The following is a 17456-nucleotide window of genomic DNA, read 5'->3' as shown; positions in this document are numbered from 1 at the left end:
CAGAGTGTCGTGGAGGTGTGGAGCAGGATCGGTGCCCGGGCCTCCGCCCCGAGGTGTCCCCCGCCGTGCGGGTTCTGATCCTGCCGTTGTGTATTCAGTTGGAAGTCGGTCGTCGAGCCCGTACGGACTCAGCCCTGGCGCTGCTTGTGACGCGGGTTGCTCTTGCAGATCACCATGACGCGCCCGTGGCGACGGATCACCTTGCAGTGGTCGCAGATGGGCTTGACGGAGGGGTTGACCTTCATGGGGGTGATTCCTGTTCGCTGTCTTCGATCCGCTCGCGCGGTTCGTTACTTCTCGGCCGGCTCAGCGGTAGCGGTAGACGATGCGACCGCGCGTGAGGTCGTAGGGGCTCAGCTCGACGACGACGCGGTCCTCGGGGATGATGCGGATGTAGTTCTGTCGCATCTTTCCCGAGATGGTGGCGAGCACCTTGTGACCGTTGGTCAGTTCGACACGGAACATCGCATTGGGCAGTGCCTCGGACACCGTGCCCTCGATCTCGATGACACCGTCTTTCTTCGCCATAAACTCGCTCACGCTCATTGCAGACCGGCCGGTCTGCGGTGGATGGGGGTGGTGCAACGACACGCCAATAAAGGCGCAACGCACCAAAGATCAAGCATACGTGGTAGAGCGCGATGCGGCAACTTGCCGCTCTCGGTCAGCCGTTCAGACGCTCGACGATGTCTTTCTGCGGGTCGCCGGTGAGGTCCGTGCGATTGGCGAGCACGGTGCCGTTGATCGCGATCGTCGGCGTGGAGATCGAGCTCACATCCGCCTGAAGGGGCGTCTTCTCGGTGACCGCAGCGACGAACCGGGAGTACGTGCCGTCGCTGATGCAGGATGTGACGGCATCCGAGGCCCCGGCATTCTTCGCGATCGTGGCGATGGCGGCATCGTCCAGACCCGCGGTTCCTTCGCTGGGCTGCTGGGCGTACATCGCCTTGACGAACGCGGTCACGTTGGCGGGGTCGTCGACGGCGACGCAATACGCGGCGTTGGCGGCGCGGGTCGAGAACGCGGTGCCCTGCGACTGCCGGTCGAGGATGGCGATCGGGTGGATGTTGAGGGTGATGGTGCCGTCGTCGGCGAGCTGCTGCAGCGTCGGACCGTAGGCCTGCTCGAACGAGTTGCACACCGGGCACATGAAGTCGACGTACGTATCGACCGTCTGCTCACCCGATCCGACGGCGATGGCACCGGTGTCGGGGTCGACCGCCGAGGATTCGGGAACGGTGCCCGGCGAGTTCGCCTGGCTGTTGGCGAACCAGACCACTCCCCCGATGACCAGGACGATGACCACCGCGGCCGCCGTCACTCCGAGAGCGAACCAGTTCGTGGACTTGCGCACCGCAGACATCATCTTCCGTCGATCTCCTTCGGCACCACGCCGAAGGGTGCCAGCTTCTCCGCACCGCCGTCGGGAGCGGTGAGGACCCAGATGCCCCCATCGTGCACCGCGACGCTATGTTCCCAGTGAGAGCCGGCTGTGCCGTCGACCGTCGAGACGGTCCATCCGTCGTCCTCGACGAGGGTCTCCTGGTCGCCGATGACGACCATCGGTTCGATCGCGACGGCGAGTCCCGGCCGCACCTCGGCGCCGCGCTCCGGCACCCGATAGTTGAAGATGCTCGGAGATTCGTGCATCTTGCGGCCGATCCCGTGACCGACGTAGTCGCGCAGGATGCCGTAACCGCCCTCGGGGGCGTTGGCCTCGATGTAGTCCTCGATCGCCGCGCCCACTTCGCCGAGGTGCGACGCGCGGCTCAGGGCCGCGATGCCGGCCCACAGCGAGCCCTCGGTGACCTCGGAGAGTCGCCGGCGCGGGGCGACGAGCTCTTCGGGTGCGTCGCCCGGCACGACGACGGTGAACGCGGAGTCCCCGTTCCAGCCGGCGTACTCCGCGCCGGCGTCGATGGAGAGCAGGTCGCCGGCCACGAGCGGACGGTCGTTCGGGATGCCGTGCACCACCTGCTCGTTCACGGACGCGCAGATCGTGTGGCGGTAGCCGCGCACCATCTGGAAGTTCGACTTCGCGCCGCGCGCGGTGATGACACGGGAGGCCGCGGCATCCAGCTCGAGGGTCGTGACTCCGGGAGCGATCAGCGCGCGAACGGCGTCCAGGGCCGCGGCCGTGATGAGCCCCGGTTCGACCATCGCGCGCAGGTGCGCGGGCTTCTTGTAGATCGAGGAGCGCAGCACCACGTCAGTGCGCCGGTCGCAGCCCCCGCGCCTCGAGCGCGGCGAAGATGCGTGCGGTGATGTCGTCGAGCGCGCCGACGCCGTCGATCTCGTCGACGATGCCGCGAGTGCGGTACACGTCGAGGATCGGAGCCGTCTCGCGCTCGTAGATCTCCAGGCGCGTGGCGATCGCTTCTTCGGTGTCGTCGGCGCGGCCCTGCTCCGCAGCGCGGGCGGTGAGTCGCGACAGCGATTCCTCACGCGGGACGACGAGGGCGATGACCGCGTCGAGCTGTTCGTCGCGCCCTTCGAGGAACTCGTCGAGGTGCATCACCTGAGCGACGTTGCGGGGGTAGCCGTCGAGGAGGAATCCTTCGGCGGCATCCGCCTGGGCGAGGCGGTCGCGGACGACCGCGCTGGTGAGCTCGTCGGGCACGAGGCTGCCGGCGTCGATGATCGACTTGACCTGCAGTCCCAGCTCGGTGCCCTCGGCCACGTTGGCGCGGAAGACGTCACCGGTCGACACCACGGGGATCCCCCACGCTTCGCCGACGCGGACGCCCTGCGTTCCCTTACCGGAGCCCTGCGGTCCGACGATCAGAAGACGCGCGCTCATCGCAGAAGCCCCTCGTAGTGACGCTGCTGGAGTTGCGCGTCGATCTGCTTCACCGTCTCGAGTCCCACGCCGACGATGATGAGGATCGACGCGCCGCCGAACGGGAAGTTCTGGTTGGCACCGACCGTCGCGAGCGCCACGAGCGGAAGCAGCGCGACCAGGCCGAGGTAGATGGATCCGGGCAGCGTGATCCGCGTCAGCACGTAGTCGAGGTACTCGGCGGTCGGGCGGCCGGCGCGGATGCCCGGGATGAAGCCGCCGTACTTCTTCATGTTGTCGGCGACGTCGACCGGGTTGAAGGTGATCGCGACGTAGAAGTACGTGAAGCCGACGATCAGCAGGAAGTACACGAGCATGTACAGCGGGTGGTCGCCGCGCGTGAGGTACTGCGAGATCCAGGTCACCCACGCCGCCGGCTCCTGACCCACCTGCGGCTGGTTGAACTGCGCGATGAGGGCAGGGATGTACAGCAGCGACGACGCGAAGATCACCGGCACGACACCGGCCATGTTCACCTTGATCGGGATGTAGGTGTTGGTGCCGCCGTAGGTGCGGCGTCCGACCATGCGCTTGGCGTACTGCACGGGGATGCGGCGCTGCGACTGCTCGACGAAGACGACGAGTCCGACGACCAGGATGCCGACGGCGAGAACGAGGAGGAAGATCTCCACGCCGCGTGAGTTCAGGATCGCGAGCATCGCCCCGGGGAAGGTCGCGGCGATGGAGGTGAAGATGAGGATCGACATGCCGTTGCCGACGCCACGCTCGGTGACGAGCTCGGCGAACCACATGACCAGGCCCGTGCCGGCGGTCATGGTGATGATCATGAGGAGCTGGGCCCACCAGATGTCGTTGGTGAGCAGCTGCTGGCACTCGGGGGCACCGCCGGTGCCGAAGAGCTGGCCGGAGCGGGCCACCGTGACGAGGGTGGTCGACTGCAGCAGCGCCAGCGCGATCGTGAGGTAGCGCGTGTACTGAGTCAGCTTGGCCTGGCCGGCCTGGCCTTCCTTGTACAGCGTCTCGAAGTGCGGGATGACCACGCGCAGCAGCTGCACGATGATCGTCGCGGTGATGTAGGGCATGACGCCCAGGGCGAAGATCGACAGCTGGAGGAGCGCGCCACCCGAGAACAGGTTGACGAGCGACAGCAGGCCCTCGGTGCTCCCGGACTGCGCGAGACAGCGCTGAACGTTCGGGAAATCGACGAAGGGCGTCGGCACGTGGGCACCTAGCCGGTAAATGGCGATGATGCCCAGCGTGAAGGCGATCTTCCGCCTCAGGTCAGGCGTGCGAAAAACCCGCGCGATGGCGCTGAACAAGGGAGGTCCTCCAGAACGATCTCGGCGCGCGACGAGGCGCACACCGATTCAGACTAACGCAGAAGGGGCCGACGGCCACACGGCCGTCGGCCCCTTCCCGGGTGCGATGTCAGTTGACGGTGCCGCCGGCGGCGACGATCTTCTGCTCAGCGGAGCCGGAGACCTTGTCGACCGTGACGTTGAGCGCGACCGAGATGTCGCCGGTGCCGAGCACCTTGACCTTCTCGTTCTTGCGCACGGCGCCCTTGGCCACGAGGTCGACGACGGTCACGTCGCCGCCCTGCGGGTAGAGCTCGGCGAGCTTGTCCAGGTTCACGACCTGGTACTCGACCCGGAACGGGTTCTTGAAGCCGCGGAGCTTCGGGGTGCGCATGTGCAGCGGCATCTGCCCACCCTCGAAGCCGACCTTGACCTGGTAGCGGGCCTTGGTTCCCTTGGTACCGCGACCGGCGGTCTTACCCTTGGAGCCCTCACCGCGACCCACGCGGGTCTTCGCGGTGTGAGCGCCGGGGACCGGACGCAGGTGGTGCACCTTCAGCACGCCGGGGCGCGCCGCGGGAGCGGCATCCTTCTTGGCGGCCGTCTTGCGGGCCGGAGCCTTCTTCGGGGCGTCGACCGTGGCGGTCTCGTCCTTCTTGTCAGCCATTAGTCGATCTCCTCAACCTTGACGAGGTGGGCGACGGTCTTGACGTAACCGCGCGTCTGCGCGTCGTCGGGACGGACGACGGAGTCGCCGATCCGCTTGAGACCGAGCGAGCGCAGCGTGTCACGCTGGTTCTGCTTCTCGCTCACCTTGGACTTGATCTGCGTGACCTTCAGACGCTCGGCCATCAGGCACCTACCTTCTGAGCGGCGGCCTCGGCGCGCACGAGGCGGGCCGGGGCGACCTGGTCGAACTCCAGACCGCGGCGGGCGGCCACGGCACGGGGCTCCTCGAGCGACTTCAGAGCCTCGACGGTCGCGTGCACGATGTTGATCGTGTTCGACGAACCGAGCGACTTCGAGAGGACGTCGTGGATGCCGGCGCACTCGAGGACGGCGCGGACGGGACCACCGGCGATAACACCGGTACCGGCGGCGGCGGGGCGCAGGAGCACCACACCGGCGGCAGCCTCACCCTGGACGGGGTGGGGGATGGTCGAGCCGGAACGGGGGACGCGGAAGAAGTTGCGCTTGGCTTCCTCGACACCCTTCGAGATGGCGAGGGGAACCTCGCGGGCCTTGCCGTAACCGACGCCCACGACACCGTTGCCGTCACCCACGACGACGAGCGCCGTGAAGCTGAAGCGACGACCACCCTTGACCACCTTCGAGACGCGGTTGATCGTCACGACGCGCTCGAGGAACTGGCTCTCGTTGCGGTCGCGCGAACCACGGTCGCGCTGGTTGGCGTTGCGCTCGCGACCACCGCGACGCGGCTCGCGCTCACGCTCGGCGGGCGCCTGGGACCCAGCCGCACCCTCGGTCGGTGCAGTCTGCTCGGTCACTTCGGTCTCCTTGTTGTCACTCACAGGTTCAGCCCTCCTTCGCGGGCGCCTTCGGCGATCGCGGCGACACGACCGGCGTAACGGTTACCGCCGCGGTCGAACACGACGTCCGAGAAGCCGGCGGCCTTGGCACGCTCGGCGACGAGCTCGCCGACCTTGCGGGCCTTGGCGGTCTTGTCACCGTCGAACGAGCGCAGGTCGACCTCGAGGGTCGAGGCCGAGGCCACGGTGTGGCCCTTGCTGTCGTCGACCAGCTGGACGAAGACGTGGCGGGCCGAGCGCGTCACGACGAGACGGGGACGGAGCTCCGTACCCACGACCTTCTTGCGCAGACGAGCGTGGCGACGCGCGCGGGCGGCGGACTTTGTCTTGATAGCCATGGCTACTTACCACTCTTTCCGGCCTTGCGGCGCACAACCTCACCCGCGTACCGCACACCCTTGCCCTTGTAGGGCTCGGGCTTGCGGATCTTGCGGATGTTGGCGGCGGCCTCGCCGACGGCCTGCTTGTCGATGCCGCTCACGGTGAGCTTGTTGTTGCCTTCGACCGTGAGGGTGATGCCCGCGGGCGGGTCGATCAGGACGGGGTGCGAGAAGCCGAGGGCGAACTCGACCGAGCTGCCCTTCTGCGCCACGCGGTAACCCGTGCCGACGACCTCGAGGCCCTTGGAGTAGCCCTGGGTGACACCGATGATGTTGTTGTTGATGAGCGTGCGGGTCAGGCCGTGGAGCGACCGCGACTCGCGCTCGTCGTCGGGGCGGGTGACGAGAACCTGGTTCTCTTCGACCGACACCTCGAGGGGGGATGCCACGGTGAGCGTGAGCTCGCCCTTGGGGCCCTTGACGGCGACCTCCCGGCCGTTCACCGTGACGGTGACACCGGCGGGGATGTCGATGGGAAGACGTCCGATACGCGACATGTCAGATCACCACACGTAGGCGAGGACTTCCCCGCCGACGCCCTTCTGCTCGGCCTGACGGTCGGTGAGAAGACCGGAGGAGGTGGACAGGATGGCCACGCCCAGACCGCCGAGGACCGTGGGGACCTCGGTGGACTTCGCGTACACGCGGAGGCCGGGCTTGGAGACGCGCTTGATGCCGGCGATCGACCGCTCGCGGTTCGGGCCGTACTTCAGCGTCATGGTGAGGGTCTGGCCGACGCGGGCGTCCGAAACGGACCAGTCGGCGATGTAACCCTCCTGCTTGAGGATTTCGGCGATGTGCGTCTTGAGCTTCGAGCTCGGCAGCGACACGGAGTCGTGGTGCGCCGAGTTCGCGTTGCGCAGACGGGTCAGCATGTCTGCGACCGGGTCTGTCATCGTCATGTGTTGCTTCTTTCGATCATGAGGTTTCGACTGCCGTTACACGACAGGCGACCTTCGATGAAAGGCCCCCGGGATCCCGGGGGCCCGGGGGCTCAGGCCTGAGCGTCGCCCGACTGGAAGGGGAAGCCGAGCTGGCGGAGCAGCGAGCGACCTTCGTCGTCGGTCTTGGCGGTGGTGACGATCGTGATGTCGAAACCACGCACGCGGTCGATGCGGTCCTGATCGATCTCGTGGAACACGGACTGCTCCTGGAGACCGAAGGTGTAGTTGCCGTGGCCGTCGAACTGCTTGGCCGACAGACCGCGGAAGTCGCGGATGCGGGGCAGAGCGAGGTTGACGAGGCGGTCGATGAACTCCCACGCACGGTCGCCGCGGAGGGTGACGTGCGCACCGATGGCCTGGCCCTCACGCAGCTTGAACTGCGCGATGGACTTGCGGGCCTTGGTGACGATGGGCTTCTGACCGGTGATCTTGGTGAGGTCGTCGACCGCACCATCGATCACCTTGCTGTCGCGAGCAGCCTCGCCGACACCGGTGTTGACGACGACCTTGACCAGGCCGGGGATCTGCATGACGTTGGCGTAGCCGAACTCGTCCTGCAGAGCCTTCTTGATCTCGGTGTTGTACTTCTGCTTCAGGCGGGGCTGGATCTTGCCAGCCTCCGCGGCAGTCACGGTGCTCATATTCAGAGGTCCTTGCCTGACTTCTTCGCGTAGCGCACGCGGACGGTGCGCTTGACGCCGTCCTTGACCTGCTCCTCGACGCGGTGGCCGACGCGGGTCGGCTTCTTGGTCGAGGGGTCGACGAGCGCGACGTTGGAGATGTGGATCGGGGCTTCGAACGTCTCGATGCCACCGGTCTTGGTGCCGCGCTGGGACTGGCCGACGCGGTTGTGCTTGGTGACGTAGTTCACGCCTTCGACGATGACGCGGTTCTGCTCGGTGAGGACCTCGAGGACCTTACCCTGCTTGCCGCGGTCTCCGCCGCGCTCGGGCTTGGCGCCCGAGATGACCTGAACCAGGTCGCCCTTCTTGATCTTCGCCATGATCAGATGACCTCCGGGGCGAGCGAGACGATCTTCATGAACTTCTTGTCGCGAAGCTCACGACCGACCGGCCCGAAGATACGGGTGCCGCGGGGCTCCCCGTCGTTCTTCAGGATCACGGCGGCGTTCTCGTCGAACTTGATGTACGAGCCGTCGGGACGACGGGTCTGCTTGACCACACGGACGACGACGGCCTTGACCACGTCGCCCTTCTTGACGTTTCCACCGGGGATGGCGTCCTTGACCGTGGCGACGATGACGTCGCCCAGGCCCGCGTACCGGCGGTTGGAGCCGCCGAGGACACGGATGGTCAGCAGCTCCTTGGCGCCGGTGTTGTCGGCGACCTTCAGCCGGGATTCGTTCTGAATCACTTGTTACTCCTTGGGTTCCAAGCAGCCGCGAGGCTTACTTGGCCTTCTCGAGGATCTCGACCAGGCGCCAGCGCTTGGTGGCGCTCAGCGGACGGGTCTCGTTGATGACGACCAGGTCGCCGATGCCGGCCGAGTTCGTCTCGTCGTGGGCCTTGACCTTCGACGTGCGGCGGATGACCTTGCCGTAAAGCGGGTGCTTCACACGGTCTTCGACCTCGACGACGATCGTCTTGTCCATCTTGTCGCTGACGACGTAGCCGCGACGCGCCTTGCGGTAACCGCGGGCGTTCTCGTCGCGCACGTCGTTGGCGGCGTGCTCGTGGCCGGCGACCTGCGCCTCGGCCTCTGCCTTCTTCGCGGTAGCCATTACTCCGCCTCTTCCTTCGCGGCGTCGTCAGCGGCATCCGCCTTCTTCGCCTTGCTCTTCTTCGCCTTCGTCGCCTCGACCGGGGCCGGCGTGGCGCGGATGCCGAGCTCGCGCTCGCGGATCACGGTGTACAGCCGCGCGATGTCACGCTTGACGGCGCGGATGCGGCCGTGGCTCTCGAGCTGGCCGGTGGCCGACTGGAAGCGCAGGTTGAACAGCTCTTCCTTGGCCTTGCGCAGCTCCTCGACGAGGCGCTGGTCTTCGAACGTGTCGAGCTCGCTCGGGGCGAGCTGCTTGGTGCCGATCGCCATTACGCGTCGCCCTCCTCGCGCTTGATGATGCGTGCCTTGAGCGGCAGCTTGTGGATGGCACGGGTCAGTGCTTCACGAGCGAGCTGCTCGTTGACACCGGCGACCTCGAAGAGGACGCGACCCGGCTTGACGTTTGCGACCCACCACTCGGGGGAACCCTTACCGGAACCCATGCGGGTTTCGGCGGGCTTCTTGGTGAGGGGACGGTCGGGGTAGATGTTGATCCACACCTTTCCACCACGCTTGATGTGACGCGTCATGGCGATACGAGCGGACTCGATCTGACGGTTGGTCACGTAGGCGGGGGTGAGGGCCTGGATGCCGAACTCACCGAACGACACCTGGGTGCCACCGGTGGCCTGGCCCGAGCGGCCGGGGTGGTGCTGCTTGCGGTACTTGACCTTGCGGGGGATGAGCATTACGCCGACGCTCCTTCTGCCACGGGGGCCTCATTGCGAGGGCCACGACGACGGTCGCCGCCACGGTCGTCACGACCGCGCGACTTCGGGGCGTTGGCCTGCTCGCGGGCGAGCTCCTTGTTCGTGAGGTCGCCCTTGTAGATCCAGACCTTCACGCCGATGCGGCCGAAGGTCGTCTTGGCCTCGTAGAAGCCGTAGTCGATGTTCGCGCGCAGGGTGTGCAGGGGCACACGGCCTTCGCGGTAGAACTCGGAGCGGCTCATCTCGGCGCCGCCGAGGCGGCCCGACACCTGGATGCGGACACCCTTGGCGCCGGCACGCTGCGCGCCCTGCAGGCCCTTGCGCATCGCGCGGCGGAAGGCCACACGGGCGGAGAGCTGCTCGGCGACACCCTGGGCGACCAGCTGAGCGTCGGCCTCGGGGTTCTTGACCTCGAGGATGTTCAGCTGGATCTGCTTGCCGGTGAGCTTCTCGAGGTCGGCACGGATGCGCTCGGCCTCGGCGCCGCGGCGACCGATCACGATGCCCGGGCGGGCGGTGTGGATGTCGACGCGGACGCGGTCACGCGTGCGCTCGATCTCGATGTTGCTGACGCCCGCGCGGTCGAGCGAGGTGGTCAGCAGGCGACGGATCTTGATGTCCTCGGCGAGGTAGTCGGCGTAGCGCTGTCCGGGCTTCGTCGAGTCGGAGAACCACCGCGACACGTGGTCGGTGGTGATGCCGAGGCGGAAGCCGTACGGGTTGACCTTCTGTCCCATTACTTGCTCGCCTTCTTGTTGGCGCGAGCCGGGGCCGCAGCAGCGTCTTCCGGCGTCGCGAGCACGACCGTGATGTGGCTCGTGCGCTTCTTGATCTGGAAGGCGCGACCCTGTGCGCGGGGCTGGAAACGCTTGAGCGTCGTGCCCTCGTCGACGTACGCGTTCTTCACGTACAGGTCGGCGTCATCCAGGTACTCGTTCGTCTTGTCGGCGGTGACGCGAGCGTTCGCGATCGCCGAGGCGACGAGCTTGTAGATCGGCTCGCTCGCGCCCTGCGGCGCGAACTTCAGGATCGCGAGGGCCTCTTCGGCCTGCTTGCCCTTGATGAGAGCGACGACACGACGAGCCTTCTGAGGGGTCACGCGGATGTGTCGCACGCGTGCGATGGACTCCACCATTTCTCTCTCCTCTTGCGCCCCCGCGTCAGCGGCGGCGGCCCTTCTTGTCGTCCTTCACGTGGCCGCGGAAGGTGCGGGTGGGCGAGAACTCGCCCAGCTTGTGGCCGACCATGGTCTCGGTCACGAACACGGGGATGTGCTTGCGACCGTCGTGCACGGCGATGGTGTGTCCCAGCATGGCGGGGATGATCATCGAACGGCGCGACCAGGTCTTGATGACGTTCTTGGTGCCGGCTTCGTTCTGCGAGACGACCTTGCGAAGCAGGTGCTCGTCGACGAAGGGGCCCTTCTTAAGGCTGCGAGGCATCTTCCTCTACTCCTACTTGCGCTTCTTGCCGGCGGTGCGACGGCGGACGATCAGCTTGTCGCTTTCCTTGTTCGCGTGGCGGGTGCGGCCTTCGGCCTTACCCCACGGCGAAACGGGGTGACGACCACCGGACGTCTTGCCCTCACCACCACCGTGCGGGTGGTCGACCGGGTTCATGGCGACACCACGGACGGTCGGGCGGACGCCCTTCCAGCGCTTGCGGCCGGCCTTGCCCCAGTTGATGTTCGACTGCTCGGCGTTGCCGACCTCGCCGATCGTCGCGCGGCAGCGGACGTCGACGTTGCGGATCTCGCCCGAGGGCAGACGCAGCTGCGCGTAGGGGCCGTCCTTGGCGACCAGACGCACCGAGGCGCCGGCCGAACGGGCCATCTTCGCTCCGCCGCCGGGACGCAGTTCGATCGCGTGGATCACGGTACCGGTGGGGATGTTGCGCAGCGGCAGGTTGTTGCCGGGCTTGATGTCGGCGCCGGCACCGGACTCGACGATGTCGCCCTGCTGCAGCTTGTTGGGGGCGAGGATGTACCGCTTCTCGCCGTCCTTGTAGTGCAGGAGCGCGATGCGCGCGGTGCGGTTGGGGTCGTACTCGATGTGAGCGACCTTGGCGTCGATGCCGTCCTTGTCGTTACGACGGAAGTCGATCAGACGGTACTGGCGCTTGTGACCGCCACCGATGTGACGCGTGGTGATGCGGCCCTGGTTGTTGCGGCCACCGGTCTTCGACAGCGGGCGCAGCAGCGACTTCTCGGGCGTCGATCGGGTGATCTCGGCGAAGTCGGCCACCGACGAGCCGCGGCGACCGGGGGTCGTGGGCTTGTACTTGCGAATAGCCATTGTTCTTGTCCTCTATCCCGACCGTCAGCCGACTGCCGTGAAGATGTCGATGGTGCCCGACTTGAGGCTGACGATCGCGCGCTTGGTGTCCTTGCGCTTGCCGATGCCGAAGCGGGTGCGACGGGCCTTGCCCACGCGGTTGATCGTGTTGACCGAGGCCACCTTGACGCCGAAGATCTTCTCGATCGCGAGCTTGATCTCGGTCTTGGAGGCGCGGGGGTCCACGAGGAACGTGTACTTGCCCTCGTCGATGAGCGAGTAGCTCTTCTCGGAGACGACCGGCTTCAGGATGATGTCGCGCGGGTCCTTGTTGACGGCGGTCATGCCGAGACCTCCTCGGTGGCGCCGGACTTCGACGCGACGAACGCGTCGTAGGCGGCCTTGGTGAAGACGATGTCGTCGGAGACGAGCACGTCGTAGGCGTTCAGCTGGCCGTAGGTCAGCACGTGGACGTACGCGAGGTTGCGCACGCTCTTGACGGTCACCTCGTCGTCGCGGTCGATGACGACCAGGACGTTCTTGACGGCGCCCAGACCCGACAGCACCGAGGCGGCGGCCTTGGTGGACGGGGTGCCCTCGATGCCGAACGACTCCACGACGTGGAGGCGCTCACCGCGGACGCGGTCGCTCAGCGCACCCAGCAGGGCGGCGGCGATCATCTTCTTGGGGGTGCGCTGGCCGTAGTCACGGGGCTTGGGCCCGTGGACGATGCCACCGCCGGTCATGTGCGGCGCGCGGATCGAGCCCTGACGGGCGTTACCCGTGCCCTTCTGCTTGAAGGGCTTGCGGCCGGCACCGGAGACCTCGCCACGACGCTTGGTCGAGTGCGTGCCCTGGCGGGCGGCGGCGCGCTGGGCGACGACGACCTGGTGGATCAGCGGGATGTTCGTCTTGACGTCGAAGATCGCGGCGGGCAGCTCCACGGAGCCGGCCTTCTTGCCGTCGGACTTGCGAACGTCGAGCGCGAGAGTCGAGTCAGCCATGAGATCAGGCACCCTTCACTGCGTTGCGGACGTAGACGATGCGACCGCGCGCGCCGGGGACGGCGCCCTTGACGAGCAGCAGACCCTTCTCGGCGTCGACGGCGTGCACCGTGAGGTTGAGGACGGTCACGCGCTCGCCACCCATACGGCCGGCCATGCGCATGCCCTTGAAGACGCGGCTCGGGGTCGACGAGGCGCCGATCGAACCGGGCTTGCGGTGGTTGCGGTGCGCACCGTGCGAAGCGGAGACACCCTTGAAGTTGTGACGCTTCATGACACCGGCGGTGCCCTTGCCCTTGCTGGTGCCGACGACGTCGACCAGCTGGCCGGCCTCGAACAGGCCGTCCACGGTGAGCTCCTGACCGAGTGAGTAGTCAGCGGCATCCGCGGTGCGAACCTCGGTGAGGTGACGACGCGGCGTGACGCCCGCGGCCTCGAAGTGAGCCGACAGGGGCTTGTTCACCTTGCGGGGGTCGATCTGGCCGTAGCCGATCTGAACGGCGTTGTAGCCGTCTTTCTCGACCGAGCGGAGCTGGGTCACGACGTTGGGCGCGACCTCGATGACGGTGACGGGAACGAGCTTGCCGTTCTCGTCCCACACCTGGGTCATGCCGAGCTTGGTGCCGAGGAGGCCCTTGGAGATCTTGGAGTTGATGTCAGCCATGTCGAACCTCAGAGCTTGATCTCGATGTTGACATCGGCCGGGAGGTCGAGACGCATCAGCGAGTCGACGGCCTTGGGCGTCGGGTCGATGATGTCGATGAGGCGCTTGTGGGTGCGCATCTCGAAGTGCTCGCGGCTGTCCTTGTACTTGTGGGGCGACCGGATGACGCACACGACGTTCTTCTCGGTCGGGAGGGGAACCGGGCCCACCACGGTGGCGCCGGCACGGGTCACGGTGTCGACGATCTTGCGCGCGGACGAGTCCAGTCCGGCGTGGTCGTACGACTTCAGGCGAATGCGGATCTTCTGTCCCGCCATTGTCTGCTCACTCTCTTTCTCGCGTCTTACCCGACCAAGGGCATCGGACGCACGGTGGCGCTCTCGCGCCCTGGCACTTCCCCTCGCTTGCGCGAGAGATGCTGCACCGCTGTTCAGCTGTCAAACCGGATGCCATGGCATCCGGCCCGCCCCTTGCACGCACGCGTGCGATTCCCGTGAAGGATGAGGGGGTTCGGTGTGGTGTTCTGCTGCCCGCGGCCCAGGACCCTGCGCTCACGCGCCGCCTGTGCACTGCCCTGGCAGTGATCCTGGCGCGCTCAGCGCACGCCGGAATGTGGAACCTGGATAGTCTACGGGCCGCTCGGGCGTGTCGCAAACCCGGGCGTGTCGCGTGCGGCATATCCTCAGCCCTCCCCCGCACAACACGACGGCGCCGCCCCCGATTCCCGGGGACGGCGCCGTGAAGCGAGTACGGATCAGGCGTTGCCGATGTTCTTGTCGACGTTGTCGCGCACCTCGTCGACCTTGGCGTGGTGCTCGGCGGGGACGACCTTCTTGATGGCGTCGGCCGCGCCGCTGAGGATCTTGTCGCTGACCTCCTCGGCCTTCTCGCTCTTGAGCGCCTCTTCGATCTTGTCGCGGTTCTGATCGAGCATCTGCTTGCCCTTGTTGATGATGTCGTCGACTCCCATGACGGTTCTCCTTCGTCTCATGCCCGACCGGGGCGGGCGTGGGTTCATTGTGGCCGGGTCCGACGGGGCGGAGGAAGAGCGGGAGGGGTGTGTTTGCTGGGACTCGTGCGGCCGCCTGCGTTGATGCGGACGCCCGCACGGCCATTTCGGCTCCTCGGAGGCTGCCCTCAGCTGATCAAGCCGAGGAGGTACCTGCCGTACCCGCTCTTCACGAGGGGCTCAGCGCGTTGGCGGAGCTCATCATCGGTGAGGAAGCCCATGCGCCAGGCGACTTCTTCGGGGCAGCCGATGGACAGGCCTTGGCGCTTCTCGACGGTGCGGACGAATTCGGTGGCTTCGCTGAGGGAGTCGAAGGTTCCGGTGTCCAGCCACGCGGTGCCACGCGGGAGGAGTTCGACGCGGAGGCGACCTTGTTCGAGGTAGGTGCGGTTGACGTCGGTGATCTCCAGTTCGCCGCGCGGGGATGGTTTCAGGGAGCGGGCGATGTCGATCACGTCGTTGTCGTAGAAGTACAGGCCCGGGACGGCGAAAGAGCTCTTGGGGTGTTCGGGCTTCTCTTCGAGGGAGATGACGCGACCGTCGGCGTCGAACTCGACGACACCGTACGCGGTGGGGTCGGCGACCTGGTAGCCGAAGACGACACCGCCGTCGAGGTCGGTGTACTGGCGCAGGCGGGTGCCCATGCCCTGACCGTAGAAGATGTTGTCTCCGAGAACGAGGGCGACGGAGTCGGTGCCGATGTGCTCTTCGCCGAGGAGGAAGGCTTGGGCGAGCCCGTCGGGCGAGGGTTGGACCTTGTAGGTGAGGGAGATGCCGAAGCGGGATCCGTCCCCGAGGAGGCGTTGGAACTGCTCGGAGTCCTGCGGGGTGGTGATGATGAGGATGTCGCGGATGCCGGCGAGGATCAGCGTCGACAGCGGGTAGTAGATCATCGGCTTGTCGTACACCGGGACAAGCTGCTTCGAGACCCCCAAGGTGATGGGATGCAGTCGGGAGCCAGTGCCGCCCGCCAAGATGATTCCGCGCATGCGGTCATCTTGACCGATATGCACCCACAGTCCCAAACGAAAAGCGTGAACGTCGAGTATCCCCGGGAAACTTCGTCCCGGCGAAACCTCGTGTTCGAACGCCCGTAATGTCCCCCCATAGTCTGGCGGCATGCGTCTGCTTGTGACCGGCGGTGCCGGGTTCATCGGTTCGAATTTCGTGCACCATGTGGTCGAGCACACTGATCACTCGGTGACGGTGTTGGACAAGTTGACGTATGCGGGGAACCGGGCATCGCTTGCGGGGCTGCCCGAGGAGCGGGTGCGTCTGGTCGTCGGTGATATCGCGGACGCGGGCGTGGTCGACGCGTTGGTGGGCGAGGCGGACGCGGTGGTGCACTACGCGGCGGAGTCGCACAACGACAACTCGTTGCATGACCCGCGCCCGTTCCTGGACACCAACATCATCGGCACGTACACGCTGCTGGAAGCGGCGCGGAAGCATGATGTGCGGTTCCATCACATCTCCACCGACGAGGTGTACGGGGATTTGGAGTTGGATGACCCGGCCCGGTTCACCGAGTCCACCCCGTACAACCCGTCGTCGCCGTATTCGTCGACCAAGGCCGGGTCGGACCTGTTGGTGCGGGCATGGGTGCGCTCGTTCGGGGTGCGCGCGACGATCAGCAACTGCTCGAACAACTACGGCCCGTACCAGCACGTGGAGAAATTCATCCCCCGCCAGATCACCAACGTCCTGCGCGGGATCCGCCCGAAGCTGTACGGCACCGGGGAGAACGTCCGCGACTGGATCCACGCGGACGACCATTCCTCCGCCGTGCTGACCATCCTGGACAAGGGGGAGATCGGGCAGACCTACCTCATCGGCGCGGACGGCGAGAAAGACAACAAGACCGTCGTCGAACTGATCCTCCAGCTCACCGGGCAGCCCACCGACGCGTACGACCTGGTCACCGACCGTCCCGGTCACGACCTGCGCTACGCGATCGATTCCACCAAGCTCCGCACCGAACTGGGGTGGGCGCCCACCTACGGCGACTTCGAGTCCGGCCTTGCCGCGACGATCGACTGGTACCGGGACAACGAGGCGTGGTGGGCCCCCACCAAAGACGGTGTCGAAGCGTTCTACGCCAGCAAAGGACAGTGACCGGCATGTCCACCGAATTCGGTAAACCCCTGTCCGTGCGCACCACCCCCATCCCGGGGCTGATCGTGCTCGACCTGCCCGTGCACGGGGATTCCCGCGGCTGGTTCAAGGAGAACTGGCAGCGGGAGAAGATGACCGCGGCCGGGATCGACCTACCCGATTTCGGGCCGGTGCAAAACAACATCTCCTTCAACGACGCCGTCGGCACCACCCGCGGCATCCACGCCGAACCCTGGGACAAATACGTCTCCGTCGCCACCGGCCGCATCTTCGGCGCCTGGGTCGACCTGCGCGAAGGCGACACCTTCGGCGCGGTCTACACCACCGAACTCGACCCCTCCACCGCGATCTTCGTGCCCCGCGGCGTCGGCAACTCCTACCAAACCCTCGAACCCGACACCGCCTACACCTACCTCGTCAACGACCACTGGTCCCCCACCGCGACCTACACCTTCCTCAACCTCGCCGACGAAACCGCCGCCATCAACTGGCCCATCCCCCTCGACACCGTCCAAATCAGCGAGAAGGACAAGAACCACCCCCGCCTGGCCGAAGTGGTCCCCATGCCGCCGAAAAAGATCCTCGTCACCGGCGCGAACGGACAACTCGGCCGCGCCCTCCGCGCAGAATTCGGTGAACACCCCGGGATCGAATACACCACCCGCGACACCCTCGACCTGACCTCCCCCGACCTGTCCACCGCCCGCCGCTGGCGCGACTACGCCACCATCATCAACGCCGCCGCCTACACCAAAGTCGACACCGCCGAAACACCCCAAGGCCGGCACGACGCCTGGGCCGCGAACGTCACCGCCGTCGCCCACCTCGCCCGCATCGCCACCGAAAACGGCATCACCCTCGTCCACATCTCCAGCGACTACGTCTTCGACGGCACCAAAGACGGCCCCTACACCCCCACCGACCCCG

Annotated in this window: 30 protein-coding genes; 2 read left to right on the top strand and 28 right to left on the bottom strand. The window is 66.5% G+C overall.

All coding sequences use genetic code 11. From position 1 onward, the window contains the following. Positions 1–128 precede the first annotated feature (128 nt). The 28 genes from rpmJ to rfbA all read right to left on the bottom strand — a co-directional run bounded on the left by rpmJ (position 129) and on the right by rfbA (position 15403). Positions 129–245: a 50S ribosomal protein L36 gene (gene rpmJ / locus MHY30_RS01715; RefSeq protein WP_005050492.1), complete on the bottom strand. Its 117-nt coding sequence runs from the start codon at positions 243–245 to the stop codon at positions 129–131. A 61-nt stretch (positions 246–306) separates the two neighbouring features. Continuing rightward, positions 307–528, bottom strand: coding sequence for a translation initiation factor IF-1 (gene infA, locus MHY30_RS01710; RefSeq protein ID WP_013583992.1), 222 nt, complete (start codon positions 526–528; stop codon positions 307–309). A gap of 136 nt (positions 529–664) precedes the next feature. After that, complete coding sequence (locus tag MHY30_RS01705) at positions 665–1366, bottom strand: thioredoxin domain-containing protein (RefSeq protein ID WP_239274780.1); 702 nt, start codon at positions 1364–1366, stop codon at positions 665–667. Next, complete coding sequence (gene map / locus MHY30_RS01700; protein WP_239274779.1) at positions 1363–2208, bottom strand: type I methionyl aminopeptidase; 846 nt, start codon at positions 2206–2208, stop codon at positions 1363–1365. Before map ends, MHY30_RS01705 begins: the two co-directional genes overlap by 4 nt. 1 nt (position 2209) lies before the next feature. Next, on the bottom strand, positions 2210–2800 hold the full coding sequence (locus MHY30_RS01695; RefSeq protein ID WP_239274778.1) for an adenylate kinase: 591 nt from the start codon (positions 2798–2800) through the stop codon (positions 2210–2212). Further along, positions 2797–4119 carry a preprotein translocase subunit SecY gene (gene secY, locus MHY30_RS01690; RefSeq protein ID WP_239274777.1) on the bottom strand — a complete coding sequence of 441 codons (1323 nt, stop codon included), beginning with the start codon at positions 4117–4119 and terminating at the stop codon, positions 2797–2799. Before secY ends, MHY30_RS01695 begins: the two co-directional genes overlap by 4 nt. 109 nt (positions 4120–4228) lie before the next feature. Next, entirely contained in the window at positions 4229–4765 is a 537-nt protein-coding gene (rplO, locus tag MHY30_RS01685) for a 50S ribosomal protein L15 (RefSeq protein WP_239274776.1), read from the bottom strand. Beyond that, positions 4765–4950 carry a 50S ribosomal protein L30 gene (gene rpmD, locus MHY30_RS01680; protein ID WP_013583998.1) on the bottom strand — a complete coding sequence of 62 codons (186 nt, stop codon included), beginning with the start codon at positions 4948–4950 and terminating at the stop codon, positions 4765–4767. The genes rplO and rpmD overlap by 1 nt, the downstream gene beginning before the upstream one ends. Beyond that, positions 4950–5630, bottom strand: a complete 681-nt coding sequence (rpsE, locus tag MHY30_RS01675; RefSeq protein WP_022877829.1) for a 30S ribosomal protein S5 — start codon at positions 5628–5630, stop codon at positions 4950–4952. Before rpsE ends, rpmD begins: the two co-directional genes overlap by 1 nt. After that, positions 5627–5986, bottom strand: a complete 360-nt coding sequence (rplR, locus tag MHY30_RS01670) for a 50S ribosomal protein L18 (protein WP_022877830.1) — start codon at positions 5984–5986, stop codon at positions 5627–5629. Before rplR ends, rpsE begins: the two co-directional genes overlap by 4 nt. A 2-nt stretch (positions 5987–5988) precedes the next feature. Further along, entirely contained in the window at positions 5989–6525 is a 537-nt protein-coding gene (gene rplF, locus MHY30_RS01665) for a 50S ribosomal protein L6 (protein ID WP_228162598.1), read from the bottom strand. Positions 6526–6531: 6 nt separating this feature from the next. Beyond that, complete coding sequence (gene rpsH, locus MHY30_RS01660; RefSeq protein ID WP_239274775.1) at positions 6532–6930, bottom strand: 30S ribosomal protein S8; 399 nt, start codon at positions 6928–6930, stop codon at positions 6532–6534. Between the two features lie 92 nt (positions 6931–7022). After that, positions 7023–7613, bottom strand: coding sequence for a 50S ribosomal protein L5 (gene rplE / locus MHY30_RS01655; RefSeq protein ID WP_239274774.1), 591 nt, complete (start codon positions 7611–7613; stop codon positions 7023–7025). Positions 7614–7615: 2 nt separating this feature from the next. Further along, positions 7616–7975, bottom strand: a complete 360-nt coding sequence (gene rplX / locus MHY30_RS01650; RefSeq protein WP_063256603.1) for a 50S ribosomal protein L24 — start codon at positions 7973–7975, stop codon at positions 7616–7618. A gap of 2 nt (positions 7976–7977) precedes the next feature. Beyond that, positions 7978–8346, bottom strand: coding sequence for a 50S ribosomal protein L14 (gene rplN / locus MHY30_RS01645; RefSeq protein WP_013584005.1), 369 nt, complete (start codon positions 8344–8346; stop codon positions 7978–7980). 34 nt (positions 8347–8380) lie between these two features. Continuing rightward, positions 8381–8713: a 30S ribosomal protein S17 gene (rpsQ, locus tag MHY30_RS01640; RefSeq protein ID WP_022877835.1), complete on the bottom strand. Its 333-nt coding sequence runs from the start codon at positions 8711–8713 to the stop codon at positions 8381–8383. Beyond that, positions 8713–9024, bottom strand: a complete 312-nt coding sequence (rpmC, locus tag MHY30_RS15050; RefSeq protein WP_013584007.1) for a 50S ribosomal protein L29 — start codon at positions 9022–9024, stop codon at positions 8713–8715. The genes rpsQ and rpmC overlap by 1 nt, the downstream gene beginning before the upstream one ends. After that, entirely contained in the window at positions 9024–9443 is a 420-nt protein-coding gene (gene rplP / locus MHY30_RS01630) for a 50S ribosomal protein L16 (protein WP_022877836.1), read from the bottom strand. The genes rpmC and rplP overlap by 1 nt, the downstream gene beginning before the upstream one ends. Next, complete coding sequence (gene rpsC / locus MHY30_RS01625) at positions 9443–10201, bottom strand: 30S ribosomal protein S3 (RefSeq protein WP_058230882.1); 759 nt, start codon at positions 10199–10201, stop codon at positions 9443–9445. Before rpsC ends, rplP begins: the two co-directional genes overlap by 1 nt. Beyond that, positions 10201–10599: a 50S ribosomal protein L22 gene (gene rplV, locus MHY30_RS01620; RefSeq protein WP_058623970.1), complete on the bottom strand. Its 399-nt coding sequence runs from the start codon at positions 10597–10599 to the stop codon at positions 10201–10203. The genes rpsC and rplV overlap by 1 nt, the downstream gene beginning before the upstream one ends. Before the next feature lie 25 nt (positions 10600–10624). Next, on the bottom strand, positions 10625–10906 hold the full coding sequence (gene rpsS / locus MHY30_RS01615; protein WP_022878257.1) for a 30S ribosomal protein S19: 282 nt from the start codon (positions 10904–10906) through the stop codon (positions 10625–10627). 12 nt (positions 10907–10918) lie between these two features. Next, the gene (gene rplB, locus MHY30_RS01610) at positions 10919–11758 is read right to left on the bottom strand and encodes a 50S ribosomal protein L2 (RefSeq protein WP_022878258.1); all 840 of its coding nucleotides are present in this window, start codon (positions 11756–11758) and stop codon (positions 10919–10921) included. A 24-nt stretch (positions 11759–11782) separates the two neighbouring features. Then, a complete protein-coding gene (gene rplW / locus MHY30_RS01605) occupies positions 11783–12082 on the bottom strand; it encodes a 50S ribosomal protein L23 (RefSeq protein WP_022878259.1) in 300 nt (99 codons plus the stop codon). Beyond that, positions 12079–12741 carry a 50S ribosomal protein L4 gene (gene rplD / locus MHY30_RS01600; protein ID WP_239274773.1) on the bottom strand — a complete coding sequence of 221 codons (663 nt, stop codon included), beginning with the start codon at positions 12739–12741 and terminating at the stop codon, positions 12079–12081. Before rplD ends, rplW begins: the two co-directional genes overlap by 4 nt. 4 nt (positions 12742–12745) lie before the next feature. Further along, a complete protein-coding gene (gene rplC, locus MHY30_RS01595; RefSeq protein WP_239274772.1) occupies positions 12746–13405 on the bottom strand; it encodes a 50S ribosomal protein L3 in 660 nt (219 codons plus the stop codon). Positions 13406–13413: 8 nt separating this feature from the next. Next, positions 13414–13722: a 30S ribosomal protein S10 gene (gene rpsJ, locus MHY30_RS01590; RefSeq protein WP_013584016.1), complete on the bottom strand. Its 309-nt coding sequence runs from the start codon at positions 13720–13722 to the stop codon at positions 13414–13416. Between the two features lie 437 nt (positions 13723–14159). After that, positions 14160–14375, bottom strand: a complete 216-nt coding sequence (locus tag MHY30_RS01585; RefSeq protein WP_239274771.1) for a hypothetical protein — start codon at positions 14373–14375, stop codon at positions 14160–14162. 167 nt (positions 14376–14542) lie between these two features. After that, positions 14543–15403, bottom strand: coding sequence for a glucose-1-phosphate thymidylyltransferase RfbA (gene rfbA, locus MHY30_RS01580; protein WP_239274770.1), 861 nt, complete (start codon positions 15401–15403; stop codon positions 14543–14545). Between the two features lie 130 nt (positions 15404–15533). On the opposite strand from rfbA, the gene rfbB reads away from it, so the two are divergent. Continuing rightward, a complete protein-coding gene (rfbB, locus tag MHY30_RS01575; protein WP_239274769.1) occupies positions 15534–16529 on the top strand; it encodes a dTDP-glucose 4,6-dehydratase in 996 nt (331 codons plus the stop codon). A 5-nt stretch (positions 16530–16534) separates the two neighbouring features. Then, positions 16535–17456: dTDP-4-dehydrorhamnose 3,5-epimerase family protein (locus MHY30_RS01570; RefSeq protein WP_239274768.1), on the top strand; the 922-nt coding region annotated here is incomplete at its 3' end.

The organism is Microbacterium sp. ACRRU, assembly GCF_022346945.1.
GTDB lineage: Bacteria > Actinomycetota > Actinomycetes > Actinomycetales > Microbacteriaceae > Microbacterium > Microbacterium mcarthurae.
Note: the sequence above shows the minus strand (reverse complement) of the source record. Positions and strands in the feature narration are given on the sequence as shown.